The sequence below is a fragment of the Salipiger mangrovisoli genome (assembly GCF_015223355.1).
GTDB lineage: Bacteria > Pseudomonadota > Alphaproteobacteria > Rhodobacterales > Rhodobacteraceae > Salipiger > Salipiger mangrovisoli.
The window spans coordinates 15,870-34,066 of sequence record NZ_JADFFK010000029.1 but is presented as its reverse complement, the minus strand read 5'-3'; the positions used below and the strand labels follow the sequence as shown (position 1 = coordinate 34,066).

The 18,197-nt window shown below is 68.5% G+C and carries 16 protein-coding genes; 13 read left to right on the top strand and 3 right to left on the bottom strand.

Going from position 1 to position 18,197, the window contains the following annotated elements; translation table 11 throughout:
* Positions 1 to 23 precede the first annotated feature (23 nt).
* Entirely contained in the window at positions 24 to 689 is a 666-nt protein-coding gene (locus tag IQ782_RS25815) for a haloacid dehalogenase type II (protein ID WP_194137556.1), read from the bottom strand.
* Between the two features lie 207 nt (positions 690 to 896).
* On the opposite strand from IQ782_RS25815, the gene IQ782_RS25810 reads away from it, so the two are divergent.
* From IQ782_RS25810 to IQ782_RS25765, 10 genes are all read left to right on the top strand, one after another.
* Entirely contained in the window at positions 897 to 1,265 is a 369-nt protein-coding gene (locus IQ782_RS25810; protein ID WP_194137555.1) for a cupin domain-containing protein, read from the top strand.
* Positions 1,265 to 2,362 (top strand): acetylornithine deacetylase, encoded by a 1,098-nt coding sequence (gene argE / locus IQ782_RS25805; protein WP_194137554.1) that lies wholly within the window; start codon positions 1,265 to 1,267, stop codon positions 2,360 to 2,362. The genes IQ782_RS25810 and argE overlap by 1 nt, the downstream gene beginning before the upstream one ends.
* Positions 2,363 to 2,491: 129 nt before the next feature.
* Complete coding sequence (locus IQ782_RS25800; RefSeq protein ID WP_194137553.1) at positions 2,492 to 3,328, top strand: GNAT family N-acetyltransferase; 837 nt, start codon at positions 2,492 to 2,494, stop codon at positions 3,326 to 3,328.
* 16 nt (positions 3,329 to 3,344) lie between these two features.
* Complete coding sequence (locus IQ782_RS25795; protein ID WP_194137552.1) at positions 3,345 to 4,715, top strand: aspartate aminotransferase family protein; 1,371 nt, start codon at positions 3,345 to 3,347, stop codon at positions 4,713 to 4,715.
* Positions 4,715 to 5,626: a 2-hydroxyacid dehydrogenase gene (locus IQ782_RS25790; RefSeq protein WP_194137551.1), complete on the top strand. Its 912-nt coding sequence runs from the start codon at positions 4,715 to 4,717 to the stop codon at positions 5,624 to 5,626. Before IQ782_RS25795 ends, IQ782_RS25790 begins: the two co-directional genes overlap by 1 nt.
* A 302-nt stretch (positions 5,627 to 5,928) precedes the next feature.
* Complete coding sequence (locus IQ782_RS25785) at positions 5,929 to 6,660, top strand: HAD-IA family hydrolase (protein WP_194137550.1); 732 nt, start codon at positions 5,929 to 5,931, stop codon at positions 6,658 to 6,660.
* Positions 6,661 to 6,736: 76 nt separating this feature from the next.
* The gene (locus IQ782_RS25780) at positions 6,737 to 8,347 is read left to right on the top strand and encodes an ABC transporter substrate-binding protein (RefSeq protein WP_194137549.1); all 1,611 of its coding nucleotides are present in this window, start codon (positions 6,737 to 6,739) and stop codon (positions 8,345 to 8,347) included.
* An 84-nt stretch (positions 8,348 to 8,431) separates the two neighbouring features.
* The gene (locus IQ782_RS25775; RefSeq protein WP_194137548.1) at positions 8,432 to 9,391 is read left to right on the top strand and encodes an ABC transporter permease; all 960 of its coding nucleotides are present in this window, start codon (positions 8,432 to 8,434) and stop codon (positions 9,389 to 9,391) included.
* A complete protein-coding gene (locus IQ782_RS25770) occupies positions 9,391 to 10,254 on the top strand; it encodes an ABC transporter permease (protein ID WP_194137547.1) in 864 nt (287 codons plus the stop codon). Before IQ782_RS25775 ends, IQ782_RS25770 begins: the two co-directional genes overlap by 1 nt.
* Positions 10,254 to 11,918, top strand: coding sequence for an ABC transporter ATP-binding protein (locus IQ782_RS25765; RefSeq protein ID WP_194137546.1), 1,665 nt, complete (start codon positions 10,254 to 10,256; stop codon positions 11,916 to 11,918). Before IQ782_RS25770 ends, IQ782_RS25765 begins: the two co-directional genes overlap by 1 nt.
* Before the next feature lie 63 nt (positions 11,919 to 11,981).
* Here the strand turns inward: IQ782_RS25765 and IQ782_RS25760 are convergent, their stop codons facing one another.
* Positions 11,982 to 12,476, bottom strand: coding sequence for an Lrp/AsnC family transcriptional regulator (locus IQ782_RS25760; protein ID WP_095882641.1), 495 nt, complete (start codon positions 12,474 to 12,476; stop codon positions 11,982 to 11,984).
* A gap of 162 nt (positions 12,477 to 12,638) precedes the next feature.
* Between IQ782_RS25760 and IQ782_RS25755 the strand changes: the two genes are divergently transcribed.
* Positions 12,639 to 13,964: an NAD(P)/FAD-dependent oxidoreductase gene (locus IQ782_RS25755; RefSeq protein WP_194137545.1), complete on the top strand. Its 1,326-nt coding sequence runs from the start codon at positions 12,639 to 12,641 to the stop codon at positions 13,962 to 13,964.
* 2 nt (positions 13,965 to 13,966) lie between these two features.
* Here IQ782_RS25755 and IQ782_RS25750 read toward each other — a convergent pair whose 3' ends face one another.
* The gene (locus tag IQ782_RS25750; protein ID WP_194137544.1) at positions 13,967 to 15,070 is read right to left on the bottom strand and encodes an NAD(P)/FAD-dependent oxidoreductase; all 1,104 of its coding nucleotides are present in this window, start codon (positions 15,068 to 15,070) and stop codon (positions 13,967 to 13,969) included.
* A 100-nt stretch (positions 15,071 to 15,170) separates the two neighbouring features.
* Here IQ782_RS25750 and IQ782_RS25745 point away from each other — a divergent pair, with 100 nt between their 5' ends.
* Both IQ782_RS25745 and IQ782_RS25740 read left to right on the top strand, forming a co-directional pair.
* On the top strand, positions 15,171 to 16,064 hold the full coding sequence (locus IQ782_RS25745; protein WP_194137543.1) for a LysR family transcriptional regulator: 894 nt from the start codon (positions 15,171 to 15,173) through the stop codon (positions 16,062 to 16,064).
* 90 nt (positions 16,065 to 16,154) lie between these two features.
* Positions 16,155 to 18,197 (top strand): hydantoinase/oxoprolinase family protein, encoded by a 2,043-nt coding sequence (locus tag IQ782_RS25740; protein ID WP_194137542.1) that lies wholly within the window; start codon positions 16,155 to 16,157, stop codon positions 18,195 to 18,197.

The following is an 18,197-nucleotide window of genomic DNA, read 5'->3' as shown; positions in this document are numbered from 1 at the left end:
CGGTGCTTTCGTTACAGCTTTGGTTACAGGCCGACGACGCCGGGAAGCCCGGAGATGTCCTTGATCTCGGTATAGCCGTAGAAGGGGTTCGCCGGCTCGTGGCCGCGGTTGACCCAGACCTTGTTCCTGATCCCCAGATCATGCGCGGTCATCAGGTCGTAGCGGAACGAGGAAGAGACGTGCAGCACGTCTTCCGGCCCGCAGCCCAGTTCGTCGAACATGTACTCGAAGGCGCGCATCTGCGGCTTGTAGGCCCGCGCGCTCTCGGCGGTGAACACATGCGCGATCGGCGCCCCGAGCTTGGCGATATTGTGCGGGATCTGGCTGTTCATCGAATTGGTGAGCGCCACCAGCGGGATGTGCGGGGCGATCTTGGCAAGGCCGGCTGGAACGTCGGGGTTGGGACCCCAGGTCGGCACGCGGTCATAGATCTTTGCCGCGATCTCGGGGTCGAAGGCGACGCCGTTGCGCTTGCAGGTGCGCTCCAGAGCGTTGTGAACCACCTCGGCATAGGGCTTCCACGTGCCCAGCACCTCGTCCAGCCGGTAGGCCGAGAAGTCGCGGATGAAGACCTCGATCTTCTCTGCCCCAAGCTGCTCGCCGTAGAAGTCGCGCGCGGCGCCTGCCATGTCGAAGTAGATCATCGTGCCGTGACAGTCGAAGGTGATGAATTTGGGGCGGAAGGTCATGTCGGTCTCCGGGGTGCGTGATACCGTCATCTTGACCCGCCCGCCGCCACAGCGCCTGCCGCGTTTCGCGCTCTCAGCGCAGGAAATTGCGTTTGGCGCGCGGGTCGCGGCACGGTCTGCCGCGCCACGTGCGCTTTCGGTGACCGGCGCGCGGCGCGGCGGGGCATTCTGCGGTCAATGTTCCCGAGACCAATACCGGAGACTCCCATGGCCCTGCTCGTACCCGTTGAAACCGCTCCCACTTTTGCGCCGAAGGAGGCCACCGCCGCGCCCGACCGCCTGATCGAGGGCGCGCCCGCCTACAAAACATGGGAGCTCGACACCGCGCTGGCCGAAGCCGCCAACTGGGGCAAGATCCGTACCGGCGTCTGGGAGGCGACCGAAGGCAAGACCATCTCGATCAAGGGCGAGACCTTCGAGTTCTGCCACATCCTCTCGGGGCGCTGCGAGATCGCCGAGGACGGCGGCAAGAGCCATGTCTTCGGGCCCGGCGACAGCTTCGTGATGAAGCCCGGCTTCACCGGCACCTGGAGCACGCTCGAGACGGTGCGCAAGATCTTCGTGATCGCCTCCTGATGCGGGCGGCGGAGATCCTCGAACGGCTCGTCGCCTTCCCCAGCGTCGTCGGCACCTCGAACACGGCGCTGATGGATTACGTCGCGCACTACCTTTCGGAGCACGGCGCGCGGGTCACCCGCGTGGTCGGCCCCGAGGGCGACCGCGAGAACCTCTTCGCCACGATCGGCGATCCCTCGCTGCCGGGCTACATCCTGTCGGGACACGTCGATGTCGTCCCGGCGCAGGAGCCGGGCTGGCTCGGGGATCCCTTCGTGCTGCGGCGGGACGGCGCGCGGCTGATCGGCCGCGGGGCCTGCGACATGAAAGGCTTCGATGCCGCCGTGCTCGCCGCCGTTCCCGAACTGGCCGCAATGCCGCTGCGGGCGCCGGTCCACATCGCGCTCTCCTACGACGAAGAGGCGGGCTGCCGCGGCGTGCGGCACCTGCTGGCGAAACTGCCGGAGCTTTGTGCCGCGCCGCTTGGCTGCATCGTCGGCGAACCCTCGGGGCTGGTGCCGGTGCTGGCGCACAAGGGCAAGGCGGCGCTGCGGCTGGTGGCGACGGGCGTTTCGGGCCATTCATCGCGTCCCGATCTGGGGCAGAACGCGATCCATGCGCTTGCGCCGGCACTTTGCGCCGCCGTCGCGCTGGCCGAGAGCCTGAAATCCGGGCCGCAGGACGCGCGCTTCGCGCCGGCCCATTCGACGGTGCAGATCGGCACCGTCGCGGGGGGACAGGCGCTCAACATCATCCCGGACCGCGCCGAGGCCTGCATCGAGGCGCGCGCCATCTGCGGTGTCGATCCGCGGCAGATCCTCGCGCCGCTGGCCGGGATCGGCGGCCTCGACGCCGAATGGCTGTCTGACTACCCGGCCCTGGCGCTCGACGCGGACCATCCGCTTACGGCCCTCGCCACAGAGATCTCGGGCCATGCGCCGCTTCAGGCCGTGTCATACGGCACCGAGGCCGGGCTTTTCCAGCAGGCGGGCGTGCCCGCGATCGTCTGCGGCCCGGGCGACATTGCGCGCGCGCACAAGCCCGAGGAATACCTCACGGAGCCGGAACTGGCCGGCGCGACCGAGATGGTCCTCGCGCTCGGCCGGCGGCTCTGCTGAGCGCGGCATATCCTGCGGCGGCCCGTGGTCGCCGCAGGGAAAACTGCCGTGCACGCAGCGGATCAGGGCGAACCTGCCGCCCGCCGTGCGCTAGCCTGACCCCGACACGTCAAGACACAGAGACCCCCGATGACCGCTGCCTCCCCACTCGCGGCCGATGCGCCCGAGATCATCCTCGCCCCGTTTTCGCCTGCCCACCTGACCGGTGCCCTGCGCCTCTCGCGCGAGGCAGGCTGGCCGCACCGTGCCGTCGACTGGGAGCTGACGCTCTCGGTCTCGCAGGGTGTCGTGGCCTTGCAGGGGGACGAGGTGGTGGGCACCGCGCTCTGCTCGCTCTTCGGCGAGGTGGCGACCATCAACATGATCATCGTCGATGCGCGGATGCGGGGCAGGGGGCTTGGCCGCAGGCTCATGCAGGCGGTGCTGGAGATCGGAGGTACGCGCGAATTGCGCCTTACCGCCACCGCCGACGGGCTGCCGCTTTACGAGAAGCTCGGCTTCGAGGCCACGGGCGAGGTCTTCCAGCATCAGGGCATCGCCAAGGCCGCCGCGCCCGAGTTGCCGGTTCAGCTGGTTGCCGGGGCGGACGCATCGGACCTTGCTGCGATGGACCGCGCTGCCAGCGGCATGGACCGCGCTGCCCTGATCGCGGCGATCACGGAGCGCGGCGAGCTACTTCGCGCCGAGCGCGGTTTCGCCATTCTGCGCGAGTTCGGACGCGGCAGGGTGCTGGGGCCGGTCGTGGCGCAGGACGCCGAGACCGCCCGCGCGCTGATCGCCACCGGGGCCACGCGCTGCGCCGGGCAATTCCTGCGCGTCGACCTGACCGATGCCGTGCTGGCGCCCCATGCCGAAGCGCTCGGCCTTGCCCATGCGGGTGGCGGCACCGCGATGAAGAAGGCGGCCCGGGCCGCCGCCGAGACCGATTTTACAACCTACGCCCTTGCCTCGCAGGCCCTGGGCTGACCTTCCGGAGAGCGTCATGCTGACCAATTCCCTCATCGAGCTGGACCGCCAGCACCTCGTCCACCCGGTCTCGTCCTTCCGCGGCCACGAGGCGCGCGGCGTGCGCGTGCTGCGCTCGGCCAAGGGCGCGACCGTCACCGATGCCGAGGGCCGCGAGCTGATCGACGGTTTCGCCGGCCTGTGGTGCGTCAACGCCGGTTACGGCCATGAGAGCGTCGTCGAGGCCGCCGCCGAGCAGATGCGCAGGCTGCCCTATGCCACCGGCTATTTCGACCTCGGGGCCGAGGCACCGATCCGGCTTGCCGCCGAGCTGGCCGAGCGCAGCCCCGGCGATCTCAACCACATCTATTTCAGCCTCGGCGGGTCTGACGCGGTGGACAGCACGATCCGATTCATCCGCTACTACTGGCACGCCAAGGGCCAGCCGCAGCGCGATCAGTTCATCTCGGTCGAGCAGGGCTACCACGGCTCCACCACCATGGGCGCCGGGCTGACCGCGCTGCCCGGCTTCCACGATGGCTTCGGCGTGCCCTACCAGTGGCAGCACAAGATCTCGTCGCATTACATCTACCGGAACCCGCTCAAGACCGAGCAGGAGATCGTCGATGCCTCGGTCGCCGAGCTGAAGGCCAAGGTCGCAGCGATCGGCGAGGACAAGGTCGCCGCCTTCTACGTCGAGCCGATCCAGGGATCGGGCGGGGTGCTTGTGCCGCCGAAGGGCTGGGTGAAGGCGATGCGCGACGCCTGCGCCGAGATGGACATCCTCTTCGTCGCCGACGAGGTCATCACCGGCTTCGGCCGCACCGGCCCGCTCTTTGCCTGCGAGGAAGAGGGCATCGTTCCGGACCTCATGACCACCGCAAAGGGGCTCACCTCAGGCTACGTGCCGATGGGCGCGGTCTTCATGCGTGACCATGTCTACGAGACCATCGCCGAGGGCGCGGGCGCCAAGGCCGTGGGCCACGGTTTCACCTACTCGGCGCATCCCGTGTCGGCCGCCGTCGCGCTGGAGGTGCTGCGTCTCTACGAGGGCGGGCTGCTGGAGAATGGCCGCAAGGCGGGGGCGCGGCTGATGGCCGGGCTCGAGACGCTGCGCGATCACCCGCTGGTCGGCGACGTGCGAGGCCGGGGGATGCTGGCCGCCGTCGAGCTGGTCACCGACAAGGAGAAGAAGACGCCGCTGCCCGCCGCCGTGCAGCCCGCCACCCGGCTCTTCGATCGGGCCTGGGAGCAGGGGCTCATCGTGCGCAGCTTCGCGCAGGGCATCTTCGGTTACGCGCCGCCGCTCTGCTGCACCGACGCGGAAATCGACGCCATCGTCGAGCGCACCCGCACCGTGCTCGACCTGACGCTGGAAGACCCGGAAATCCGCGCGGCCCTCGCCTGATGGCGCTGCTCTACCTCTCGACGGCGGATCGCGCCGAGGTCTGGAAGCCGCTCTTCGCGGCGGCGGGCGAGGAGATGATCGTGGGCGAGGCGGCGGTGACCGACCCCGCCGCGATCACCCATCTCGTCTGCTGGGTGCCGCCGCGGGATCTGCGGCGCTACCCGAACCTGCGGGTGGTGATCTCGACCGGGGCGGGCGTCGACCAGATGCCCGCCATGCCCGAGGGCGTGAGCCTCGTGCGCACGCTGGCGCCGGGCATCGAGGAGATGGTGCGCGACTGGGTGGTGATGGCCACGCTGATGCTGCACCGCGAGATGCCCGTTTACCTCGGCCAGCAGCGCGCGGCGGAGTGGACCACCCGCCCGGTGCCGCTCACGCGCGGCGCGCGGCTGGGGATCATGGGGCTGGGGCGCATCGGCCTTCTGGCCGCAGACACCCTGCGCGGCATGGGCTTCGACGTGGCCGGCTGGTCACGCTCGGGCCGCCCTGTCGAGGGGATCGAGGTCTTCGGGGCCGAGGGGATGGATGCCTTCCTTGCGCGGTCCGACATTCTGATCTGCCTGCTGCCGCTCACCGCCGGGACGCGCGGCCTGATGAATGCCGCCTTCTTCGCGAAGATGCCGCAGGGCGCGATGCTGGTCCACGCGGGCCGCGGCGCGCAGCTCGACATGGCGGCGCTGAAGGGCGCGCTCGATGCCGGGCAGCTGGCCTCGGCCATGCTCGACGTCACCGACCCCGAGCCGCTGCCCGCGGATCACTGGGCCTGGGCCGACCCGCGGCTGGTGATCACCCCGCACATCGCGGCCAACACCGACGCCGCCGAAGGCGCCCGGCACGTGCTGAACGTGCTGCGCGCCAGCCGGGCTGGGGAGCCGCTTCCGGGGCTCGTCGATCAGGCGCGGGGCTACTGAAACGCCGCTCCGGGGCACGGCGCGAAAATGCCGCGCCTCGGGGGAATACAGAAGAATATGCCGCCCCTCTGGCCGCTTTCGGAGTTTCCGAAGCGCCATTTCGGGGGAAGCTGAATGCAACAGGGACGCGACGACCCGACGGGACTACGCAGCATTTCCCCGAAAATCAGGGGAAAACGACGGAAACCAGCGTGGGTGGGTCAAAACCGCAGGTCAGGCAGAAAATTCTGCGAATGCCCCGCGTCCCGGCACGGATCATGGCGCCCCTCCCGCGCCGCTACATCGCAGAAAGGACTGCCGAGATGGCAACGACCACCGCCGTGAAACCGCTTACCGCCTTCAGCTACGTCACATTCGACGTGGTCGGCACGCTCATCGACTTCGAGGGGGCGATCAAGGAGGGCCTTGCGACCATCGCCGCCCGCGAAGGTGTGGACATCGACGGCGAAGCGGCACTCTCGGTCTACCGCGACGCGCGCTACGAGCCGGGCGCGGGGCTCTTCCCCGACGACCTGGGCCGCTGCTATTCGCGCATCGCCGCGGCCTTCGGCTTTCCCGACACCGAGGAATACCGTCAGCTGATGATCGACACGGTGGGCGAGGCGAAACCCTTCCCCGACAGTGTCGAGGCGATGGCGAAGCTCAAGGCGCGCTACAAGCTGATCGCGATGACCAACGCCCGCCGCTGGGCCTTCGAGAAATTCGCCGAGAAGCTGGGCCAGCCCTTCTGGGCGGGGTTCACCACCGATGACACCGGCTGCGAGAAGCCCAACCCCGACTACTTCCACCAGGTCTTTGCCCACGTGGAGAAGGACGGTGGCTCGAAGGACGACATCCTGCACACCGCGCAGAGCCAGTACCACGATATCGGCATCTCGCGCGAGCTCGGCATGACCAATGCCTGGATTCAGCGCCGACACGCGCAGAAGGGCTACGGCGGCACCATCGAGCCGAAGGAATTCACCGAGCCCGACTACCACTTCCACGCGCTGATCGAACTGGCCCTCGCGGCCGACGAGGCCTTCGGCGCGTAACCCCGCGAAGCATCTGGCCCGAGGCGGCACGAAGACCGTCCGGGCCCGTACAACCACCACAACAGGGAAGACTGTCATGACCAAGACCCCTACCAACTGGACCGGCCGCGATGACGCGATGGTCGAGCACATGATCCGCCGCGGCGCTTCGCGCCGGGATCTGCTGAAGATGCTTATGTCCTCGGGCGTCGCGGCCGCCGCGGGCGGCTCGCTGCTGCTGCGCGCCTCGGCCGCCGTCGCCGCGACCCCGGTCTCGGGTGGCTCGCTCAAGGCCGCAGGCTGGTCGTCCTCGACCGCCGACACGCTCGACCCGGCCAAGGCGTCGCTCTCCACCGATTACGTGCGCTGCTGCGCCTTCTACAACCGCCTGACCTTCCTCGACGAGGCCGGGCAGGCGCAGATGGAACTGGCTGACGCGGTCTCCTCCGACGACGCGCAGACCTGGGAAGTGAAGCTGAAGTCCGGCGTCACCTTCCACGATGGCAAGACGCTCTCGGCCGATGACGTGGTCTACTCGCTCAAGCGTCACCTCGACGAGGCGGTCGGCTCCAAGGTGAACTCGATCGCCAAGCAGATGACCGAGATCTCCAAGGTCGACGACCTGACCGTGAAGATCGTGCTCTCGGCGCCCAACGCCGACCTGCCGACCATCCTGGCGCTGCACCACTTCATGATCATCGCCGACGGCACCACGGATTTCTCCAAGGCCAACGGCACCGGCGCCTTCATCTGCGAAGCCTTCGAACCCGGCGTGCGCTCCGTCGCGGTGAAGAACCCCAACTACTTCAAGGCCGAGGGTCCGTATCTCGACAGCTTCGAGTTCTTCGCGATCCCCGACAACAACGCCCGCGTCAACGCGCTGCTCTCGGGTGACATCCAGCTCGCCGCTTCGGTCAACCCGCGCTCGATGCGGATGCTCGAGGGGCAGGAGCAGGTGATGACCTCGGTGACCACCGCGGGCAACTACACCAACCTCAACATCCGGCTTGACCTCGAACCCGGCGCCAAGGCCGATTTCGTCGAGGGCATGAAGTACCTCGTGAACCGCGAGATGATCCAGAAATCGGTGCTGCGCGGCTTTGCCGAGATCGGCAACGACCAGCCCGTGTCCGCGGCCAACCGCTACCACAACCCGAACCTCGCGCCGCGCGCCTTCGACCCGGAAAAGGCCAAGTACCACTTCGAGAAGGCGGGCCTGATGGGCACCGAGATCCCGATGGTCGCCTCCGATGCCGCCTCGTCGTCGGTCGACATGGCGACCGTGGTGCAACAAGCGGGCTCCGAGATCGGCATGAACCTCAAGGTCGACCGCGTGCCCTCCGATGGCTACTGGTCGAACTACTGGCTGAAGGCCCCAGTCCACTTCGGCAACATCAACCCGCGCCCGACGCCGGACATCCTCTTCTCGCTGCTCTACGCCTCGGACGCGCCGTGGAACGAGAGCCAGTACAAGTCCGAGAAGTTCGACAGCATGATGGTCGAGGCGCGCGGTGCCCTCGACGAGGAGAAGCGGACCGCGATGTATTGGGAGATGCAGGAGATGATCGCCAACGAAGCCGGCACCATCATTCCCGCCTACATCTCCAACGTCGACGCCGTGTCGAGCAAGCTTGGCGGCCTCAAGGCCAACCCGCTGGGCGGCATGATGGGCTACGCCTTCGCCGAATACGTCTGGCTCAACGCCTGATCTTCGCGCACACTCCGGGCCCGCGTCAGACGCGGGCCCGGTCTTCGACTTTTCCGACACCCCCGGCTGAAAGAGGTGCCCCACTTGCCCCAATCGCTCACGCCATGGTTCCTGGTGATACAGCGGCTCGGCATCGCCCTGCTGACGCTGGTCATCGTCTCCTTCGCCGTCTTCTTCGCCACCGAGCTGCTGCCCGGTGACGTCGCCGAGATCCTGCTGGGTCAGGCCGCCACCCCCGAGGCCGTCGCCGGCCTGCGCGAGGCGATGGGCCTGAACGAGCCCGCGCTGAACCGCTTCATCGGCTGGCTGGTCGGGCTGCTGGGCGGCGATCTGGGCACCTCCTACGTGAACAAGATGGAAGTGGTGGAGCTGATCTCGGGCCGACTGGGCAACTCGCTGAAGCTCGCCGGCGTGACGACGCTGATCTCGGTGCCGGTCGCGCTGGCGCTGGGGATCGGCGCGGCCATGTGGCGCGGCTCGCTTTTCGACCGGATCGTCTCGGTGCTGACCATCTCGGTGATCTCGGTGCCCGAGTTCATGGTGGCGACGCTCGCCGTGCTGATCTTCGCGGTCTGGCTCGGCTGGCTGCCGGCGCTGAGCTACGGCGCCGACGTCAGCTCGCTCTCGGCCATGCTCAAGGCCTACGCGATGCCGGTGATCACCCTCGCGTTCGTGGTCTCGGCGCAGATGATCCGCATGACACGTGCCGCGGTGATCGAGACGATCAACACCCCCTACGTCGAGATGGCGCTGCTCAAGGGCGCCTCGCGCAAGCGCATGGTGCTGGGTCACGCGCTGCCCAACGCGCTGGGGCCGATCGCCAACGCCGTGGCGCTGTCGCTGAGCTACCTCGTCGGCGGGGTGATCATCGTCGAGACGATCTTCAACTACCCCGGCGTCGCCAAGCTGATGGTCGATGCGGTCAGCACCCGCGACCTGCCGCTGATCCAGTCCTGCGCGATGATCTTCTGCGTCAGCTACCTGTCGCTGATCACCCTGGCGGACATGATTGCAATCCTTTCCAACCCGAGGCTGCGTCGATGATGGCTGAAGCTACCACCACCACCGCCAAGGACGCGCCGAAGCGCAAGGGGCCGGGCTACCGCTTCAACTGGGTCGGCAGGATCGGCCTCGCGATCATCCTCTTCTGGGCCGTGGTCGCTGTCGTCGGGCCGTCTCTGGCGCCGCATCCGCCGGGCGAGATCGTCGACTGGGACTACTTCGGCCCGGTGACCAAGGACTTCTGGATGGGCACCGACTACCTCGGGCGCGACATCTTCTCGCGCATCCTGATGGGCGCGCGCTACACCGTCGGCATCGCCCTCGCCGCGGTGACGCTGGCCTGCACGCTGGGGGTGATCCTCGGCATGGTGGCCGCCGTCGCCGGGGGCTGGTTCGACATGATCCTGTCGCGGCTGCTGGACGCCTTCAACGGCATCCCCTCGCTGCTCTTCGGCCTTGTGGTCGTCGCGGCCGTCGGCTCGTCGATCCCGGTGCTGATCTTCACCCTGACGGCGATCTACATGCCGGGCTCCTACCGCTTCGCCCGGGCGCTGGCTGTCAACGTCAACACGATGGATTTCGTCACCGTCGCCCGCGCCCGCGGCGAAAGCACACCCTACCTGATCCTGCGCGAGATCTTCCCCAACATCCTCGGCCCGGTGCTGGCCGACCTCGGCCTGCGCTTCGTCTTCATCGTGCTGGTGCTCTCGGGTCTGTCGTTTCTCGGGCTCGGCGTGCAGCCGCCCAACGCCGACTGGGGCGCGCTGGTGCGCGAGAACATCGAGGGGCTGAGCCTCGGCGCGCCGGCGGTGATCTTCCCCTCGATCGCCATCGCCTCGCTGACCATCTCGGTGAACATGTTCATCGACAACCTGCCCACCAAGATCCGCGACAGGAGCGAATGATGACCAACCCACTCGTTTCCGTCCGCGACCTGCGCATCGGCGCGACCACCGACGCCGGCCGCAAGGTCGAGATCATCAAGGGCGTCAGCTTCGACATCGCGCCCGGAGAGATCGTCGCGCTGATCGGCGAGAGCGGCTCGGGCAAGACCACCATCGCGCTCTCGCTCATGGGCCACACCCGCACCGGCTGCCGCATCAACGGCGGCAGCATCCGGCTCGGCAGCTCCGAGATCACCGCCATGTCCGAGCGCGCCCGCGCGCGGGTGCGCGGCACCGAGGTCTCCTACGTGCCGCAATCGGCCGCCGCGGCCTTCAACCCCTCGAAGCGGATCATGGACCAGGTGATCGAGATCGCCGCGATCCACGAGCTGATGCCGCGCGCCGAGGCCGAGAAAAAGGCGGTCGAACTCTTCCGCGCCCTCGCCCTGCCGGAGGCCGAGACCATCGGCAAGCGCTACCCGCACCAGGTCTCGGGCGGGCAGCTGCAGCGGCTCTCGGCGGCGATGGCGCTGATCGGCGATCCCAAGCTGGTGATCTTCGACGAGCCCACCACGGCGCTCGACGTGACCACCCAGATCGAGGTGCTGCGCGCCTTCAAGTCGGTGATGCAGCGGGGCGGGATCGCGGGCGTCTACGTCAGCCACGACCTCGCCGTCGTGGCGCAGATCGCCGATCGGATTATCGTGCTGAGGGGCGGCGAAATTCAGGAAGTCGGCAGCGCCGAGCAAATCCTGCACGCGCCGCAGCATTCCTATACCAAGCAGCTTCTGGCGGCCTTCGAGCCGGTGCCGCATCAACCCATTGCCCAGCCCGAACAGGCGGCCAAACCCAAGCCGATCCTCGAGGTCTTCGACCTCTGCGCCGGATACGGGCCGCTGCGTGACGGCGTGCCCTTTGCCAAGATCCTCAAGAACGTGAACTTCAAGCTCGAGCGCGGCCGCAACCTCGGGGTGATCGGCGAATCCGGATCGGGCAAGTCGACGCTGGCGCGGGCCATCGCGGGGATCCTGCCGGCCTATCGCGGGGGTGTAATGGTCGATGGCAAGGAGCTGAAGCCCGACCTGCAGAACCGGTCCAAGGACGACCTGCGGCGCATGCAGATGGTCTTTCAGCTGGCCGACACCGCGCTCAACCCGGCGCATTCCATCGGCGCCATCCTCGCCCGGCCGCTGACCTTCTACGAGAGGCTGCGCGGCAAGGCGCGCGAGGCGCGGGTGATCGAGCTGCTCGACATGGTGCACCTGCCCGCCGCCCTGCGGCACCGGTTGCCCGCAGAGCTCTCGGGCGGGCAGAAGCAGAGGGTGAACCTTGCCCGCGCGCTCGCCGCCAGCCCCGATCTGATCCTCTGCGACGAGATCACCTCGGCGCTCGACACGGTGGTGGCGGCGGCGATCCTCGAGCTGCTCAAGGAACTGCAGCGCGAGCTGGGGCTGAGCTACATGTTCATCAGCCACGATCTCTCGACGGTCGAGGCGATCTGCGACGACGTGCTGGTGATGTACAAGGGCGAGGTGGTCGAGGCGCTGCCCGCCGCGCGGATGTCGACCGAGGCGACGCATCCCTATTCGCGGCTGCTCATTTCCTCGGTACCGCAGCTCGACACCGGCTGGCTGGCCGGGCTCGAGCAGGACCCCGAGCTGGTGGCGCAATTCGCCAATCGCTGAGGACAGCGTGGCGCGGGTGCCGAGGCTCCCGCGCCGTGTCCCCATGACCCTGCGCCGCGCCCCTCAGACCTTGTCGGCGAAAAGGTGGGTCAGCGGCATCTGCGTCTTGGAGAACGGTGTCTTCATCACGACGAAGCTGAAGTATTTATCGATGCCGACGTTGCGGTCGATCAGCCCCTCGATGATCGTCTGGTAATCCGAGATCGAGGCGGTCACGAATTTCGCGAGGTAGTCGTAGCCGCCGGACACGAGGTGGCATTCGACGCAGCACTCGACCTTCTCCAGCGCCTCCTGGAAGCGCGCGAAATCGATCTGGCGATGGTTGCTCAGCGTGAACTCGGTGAAGACGGTCAGCGTCTCGCCGAGCTTTGCCATGTCGATCTGCGCCGCGTAGCCGGTGATGTAGCCTGCCTTTTGCAGCTTCTTGACCCGCATCAGGCAGGGCGAGGGCGACAGGTGCACGAGGTCCGCCAGCTCGACGTTGGTGATCCGGCCGTTCCGCTGCAACTCGGCGAGAATCTTCAGGTCGATCCGGTCGAGCTTGTAACGGGGGGTCATGGTCTTTTTTCCTCGGAGTCTGCGCGCCGTACGCTCCTTGTGAAGGGCAGAGCGGCCCCCAAGTCAACCGCATTCGACAGGAAATGCCGTGACGGGCCCGTGATCCGGCACATGCATCTGGGGGCACCATCGTAGAAGATTCCGGGACTACAGGAGAAGACCATGACCGCCCCCTTGCTGCACATCGAGACCCGGAACGACCTGCCCGAAACCGCCGATTGCGTGGTGATCGGGGCGGGCATCGTCGGCACCAGCGCCGCCTACTGGCTGGCGCGGGCGGGGATGAAGGTGGTGCTGCTCGAGAAGGGCCGCGTCGGCGCCGAGCAGTCGAGCCGCAACTGGGGCTGGTGCCGCCAGCAGAACCGCGACGCGCGCGAGCTGCCGCTTTCGACGAAGAGCCTCTCGCTCTGGGAGGAGATGGCCGGGGACATCGGCGAGGACCTCGGCTTCCGGCGCTGCGGGCTGCTCTACCTCTCGGACGATCAGGCCGAGCTCGACGGCTGGGCGCGCTGGGGCATCTTCGCCCGCGGCGAGGGGGTGGACACGCGGATGCTGAGCGCCGCCGAGGCGGCCGAGCGCGGCAGCGCGACCGGCAAGAGCTGGGCGGGCGGCGTCTGGTCGCCCACCGACGGGATCGCCGATCCGTCGCGCGCGGCACCGCTGATCGCCAGGGGCATCCTCAAGCACGGCGGCGCGGTGATCCAGAATTGCGCGGCGCGCGGCATCGAGACATCCGGCGGCACGGTCTCGGCGGTGATCACCGAGAAGGGCACGATTCGCACGAAACAGGTGGTGCTCTCGGGCGGGGCCTGGGCGGCGAGCTTCCTGCACCAGTCGGGCATCTTCTTCCCGCAGGCCTCGGTGCGCAGCTCGATCCTGTCGGTGGCCCCCGGCGCCGAAGGGCTGCCGCCGGCGCTGCACACTGCCGCCGTCTCGATCACCCGACGCGGCGACGGGGCGCACACGCTGGCGATCTCGGGGCGCAGCAACCTCGATCCCACGCCCGGCGCGATCCGCGGGGCCAAGCATTTCCTGCCGATGTTCGCCAAGCGCTGGCGCGCCCTGTCGCCGGGTGGCCTGCAGGCATGGAAGGCCGGCTTCGAGACGCGCGAGATCTGGGCGCTCGACCGCGAGACGCCGATGGAGCGGATGCGCATCCTCGATCCCAAGCCGTCCGAGGTCCTCGTGAATGAAACCCTCGCCCGCGCCCGCAAGCTGCTTCCCGCGCTCGAGAATGTGCCGGTGCAGGCCAAGTGGGCGGGCTATATCGACAGCACCCCCGACGGCGTGCCGGTGATCGATACGGACATCGGCATCCCCGGTCTGACGCTGGCGTCGGGCCTCTCGGGCCACGGTTTCGGCATCGGGCCGGGCGTCGGGCATCTGGTGGCGGACATGCTGACAGGGCGCGAGCCGATCACCGAGACGGCGCAGTACAAGCTGAGCCGTTTCGAGACCTCGCAATGGGGCAAGGTGGCGAAATTCTGACCTCACGCGGCGAACCTCTCGATCGACATCACCGCGATAGGCGTCGTGCTGGTGCCGGTCGCGATGAGCTCGGCCATGGTCTCGCCGACGCCGGGCCCGAGCTGGAAGCCGTGGCCGCAGAAGCCGAAGGCATGGAAGAGCCCCGGTGTGGTGCCAGAGGCGCCGATGACCGGAAGCATGTCCGACAGGTACCCCTCGCAGCCCGACCATTGCCGGATGATCGCCACGTCGGCGAGGGCGGGGCAGAGCTGCACCACCTTGGCGAGCTGCACCGTCAGCCCGGCGGGATCGTATTGCGCAAAGCCAGTCTCTGCCACCGGCACCCGAGGCACGCCGCCCCCGAAGACCACATTGCCGCGCTCGACCTGCCGCAGGTAGGCGCCGCTGTCCTGCGACCAGATGCCGACCACCGGCAGGATGCGGTGGGGCAGGGGTTCGGTCACACCCATCTGCGGGCCGTGTGCGGTCAGCGGCACCGGCTCGCCGAAGTGGTGGGCGATCTCGGCACCCCATGCCCCGGCGCAATTGACCAGCACATCGGCGCCGAAGGTACCCTGCGCGGTGCGGGCCTCGAAGCCGGCCTCCGTCTTCTCGATCCGCGGTACGCCGGCGTGGGCGATGATCTCGGCCCCGGCGCGGGCGGCTGCATCGGCAAAGGCGGGGGCGACCAGCCTCGGGTTGGCGCTGCCGTCGCGGGGCGAGAAGCTGGCGCCGATCGCCGAGGGGCCGAGGCCGGGAAAGCGGCGCCGGATCTCCGCCGGCTCCAGCTGGTCGAGCTCCAGTCCCCAGGGCCGCGCTGCCTCGGCAAAGCGCAGCATGTCGGCGCGCGAGGCCTCGTCGAAGATCAGCCGCAGGTGGCCGGTGGCGCGGAATTCGACGTCGCGGCCCAGCAGCTCCCCGGTGCGGTTCCACAGGTCGAGCGAGCGCTTCGCCAGCGGCAGCTGCTCGAGCGCCCGGCCGGTGCGGCGGATGTTGCCGAAAGAGGCGACGGTGGCCCCGGCACCGACATGGCCGCGCTCGATCAGCCGCACGCGGATGCCGCGCCGCGCCAGGAAGAAGGCCGTCGCGCTGCCCATCAATCCGCCGCCGAGTACGATCACCTGCATGACACATCCTTTCCGTCTCGCGGCAGGAAAGCCCGTCGCGGGCCTTGCGGTCAAAGACGGGATATGACGAGTGTCATAAGTCAGACCTATGGAGCGGCCCATGCGCGCACGTCAGCTTGAAGTCTTCACCGCGGTGATGCGGGCGGGCACGGTGACCGAGGCGGCGCGGATGCTGAATATCTCGCAGCCCGCGCTCAGCCAAGTGCTGCGCCACACCGAGGACGAGCTGGGTTTCGCGCTCTTCGACCGCGAGAAGGGGCGGCTGAAGCCCACGCCCGAGGCGCTCGAACTCTACCCCGAGGCCGAGCGGCTGTTCGGCGAATTGGAAGGGCTGCGCCGGATGACCGCGGATTTGCGGCAGGGTCGGGCCGGGCTGGTGCGGATCGGCTGCTCGACCCCGCCGGCCATGTCGCTGCTGCCGCGGGTCATGGCGGCCTTCCGGGCCCGGCACCCCGATATTGCGCTGCGCTGCAACGTGGCGCCGGTGCAATCGCTGCGCACCATGCTGCGCGAGGGCGACGCGGCGCTTGCGCTGGCGCTCACCGACCAGATGCCCGAGGACATCGAGGTCGAGGTCCTGGGCCGCACCGGGTTCTGCTGCCTGCTGCCGAAGGGCCATTCGCTCGCCGCGCGGGCAGCCATCGCGCTCGGGGACCTTGGCGAGGAATTCGTCATCTCCTACCGCTCCGCCACGCGCCCCTTCGACGAGCTGGACAAGGCGGCGCGCCGCCTGGGGCATCGCTTCGAGCCGCGGCTGGAAATCGACACCTCGATCTCGGCAGTCGGATTCGTGCAGGCGGGTCTGGGGATTGCCGTGGTCGATTCCCTGCTGCCCTGGGAGCAGTTCGACGGGATCGAGATCCGCCCGCTGGACGGAGCGCCCGCGCTTCCGCTGTCGCTGCTGACCCTGCGCGGCAAGTCCCTGTCGCGCGCCGAGGACCTCATGCGCGAACAGATCCGCGCGCTTCTGCCCGAGGGCCTCTCCCGCCCATAGGCTCGACTTATGGGTCCTGGCTGCATCCGACTTGGACCGCCGCTCCGTCCTCTGCTCGACTGGGGCAAACGGAACGAAAGGCGATGACCCATGGACGGCCAACTCCCGGCGGAAGACTGGAAAATCGGTGTCGATATCGGCGGCACCTTCATGGACTTCTGTGCGCTCGAGGCCCGCTCGGGGCGCATCGCCTCGCTCAAGGTGCTGACCACGCCCGACGATCCCGGCGCCGAGCTGCGCACCGGGCTTGATCTGCTGGCCGAGAGAGAGGGGCTGGATGCGTCGGCGGTCAGCCGCTTCGTGCATGGCACCACGGTGGGCATCAACACGATCATCCAGCGCAAGGGCGCGAAGCTCGCGATGTTCACCAACGCGGGTTTCGAGGACGTGATCGAGCTCGCGCGACTGCGGATGCCGGACATGTACTCGCTGTTCTGCCAGCGCCCCGATCCGCTGGTGACGCGCGACATGATCTTCGGCCTGCCGGTGCGGATGCGCGCCGACGGACGGCGGAGCGACGCTCCCGAGGGTGCCGTGGCCGAGGCCGTTACCCGGGCGAAGGCAGCGGGCGCGGAGGGGATCATCGTGGCGTTGCTGCACTCCTGGCGCGACAGCGCGCAGGAGGCCGAGATCCGGAAGCAAATCGAGGCCCTCGCGCCGGAGCTCTTCGTCTTTGCCTCCTCCGAGGTCTGGCCTGTGATCCGCGAGTACGAACGCACATCGACGGCGATCCTCAACGGCTACGTCCACCCGCGCGTCTCGGGCTACCTCGAGGCGCTGGAGGCGCGGCTTTCCACGCAGGGCGTGCCCGCCCGCGCCATGCTGACCAAGTCGAACGGCGGCGTGATGACCGCTGGAGAGGGGCGCCGCGATTGCGTGTCGATGCTGCTCTCGGGCACCGCCTCGGGGGTGATCGGCGCGGCCTGGCTGGCGCGGCAGGCGGGCGAGAGCCGCATCCTGACGCTCGACATCGGAGGCACCTCGGCCGATTTCGCGCTGATCATCGACGGCGAGGTGCAATTCGGCTCGGACGAACTTGTGGGTGAATTCCCGCTGCACATCCCCTCGGTCTCGGTCAGCTCTATCGGGATCGGCGGTGGCTCCATCGCCTCGGTCGACGCGCATGGCGTGCTGCGCGTGGGGCCGGAGAGCGCGGGCTCGGTGCCCGGCCCGGCCTGCTACGGGCGCGGCGGCATCCGCGCCACGGTGACCGACGCCATGGCGGTCTGCGGTTGGCTGGGGCATTCGGAAATGGCCTATGGCCAGCTCGACATGCAGGTCGACCTGGCGCGCGAGGTCGTCGGCGCTCTGGCCGCGCAACTGGGGCGCGGCGTCGAGGAGACGGCGCAGGCGATCCTCGACATCGCGGTGTCGGAAATGTTCGTCGAGGTCGAGAAACTGTCGTCCCGCGCCGGGGTCGACCTGCGGGATTTCGCGCTGATGCCCTTCGGCGGCGGCGGTCCCATGCTGGGCGCCTTTCTCGCCCGCGAGCTGGGCATGCCGCGCGTCATGGCGCCGCGTCGCCCGGGCGTGGTCTCGGCGCTTGGCGGGCTGGTGGCGGACTTGAAGGGCGACTTCATCCGCACCGTCTTTGCCGATCTCGACGCGGCGCGGCTGCCGCTGCTGCAGGAGCAGTTCCGCGCGCTTTCCGAAGAGGGCCGCGCCTGGCTCGAGGCGCAGGGCCATGACGGCGCCATCGAGCTGAAGCTCTCGGCGGACATGCGCTACGCCGGGCAGAGCTACGAGATCGAGGTGGCGCTGGCGCCCGATTGGCTCTCGGACCTCGACCGGATCACCGGGGCCTTCCATGCCACCCACCGCCGCATCTACGACTTCGACGACCCCGAGGGTCGGATCGAGATGGTCAACCTGCGGCTCTCGGCCATCGGTGCCGGGCCCAAGCCCGATCTTGCCGAGCTGGCGCAGGTCGAGGCGGGCGATAGCCGCGAGGTGCAGGTGCATATCGGCGGCTGGCGCCCGGTGCCGCTGCACAGCCGCGCTGCGCTCGCCCCGGGGGCCACCTTCGACGGCCCTGCCATCGTCGCGCAGGAAGACACGACCTTTGCCATTCCGGCGGGCGCAAGGGTGCGTGTCGACGGCCATCTCAACATTCACCTGCAGTTCGAGGACTGA